Annotated in this window: 1 protein-coding gene; it reads right to left on the reverse strand. The window is 35.3% G+C overall.

Annotated elements, in window-relative coordinates:
• A partial coding sequence (locus tag HH682_RS16190; RefSeq protein ID WP_476705558.1) for a YnfA family protein occupies positions 1 to 138 on the reverse strand: 138 nt, incomplete at its 3' end.
• Between the last annotated feature and the right edge of the window lie 128 nt (positions 139 to 266).

The following is a 266-nucleotide window of genomic DNA, read 5'->3' on the forward strand; positions in this document are numbered from 1 at the left end:
GATGAGTATCACGCCGCCAATAACACCTAGCCACGATGGTTGGCCTTCCCGAAGCCATAACCATATTAAGTAGCCGCCTCCAATTTCACATAAACCCGCTAATATAAATATAAAAAAAGAATAAACCATCACAAACATTACGCCTTTCTGTTCATTATCTATGAAGCTTCACTTTATACAACATACATGAGTTCATATGAATTATCTACCTCTTAAATCCAAGACATGAATCTGATTGTCATTTCATTAAAACCTTAGTTATAAGT

Source organism: Rosenbergiella gaditana, assembly GCF_018494065.1.
Lineage (GTDB): Bacteria > Pseudomonadota > Gammaproteobacteria > Enterobacterales > Enterobacteriaceae > Rosenbergiella > Rosenbergiella gaditana.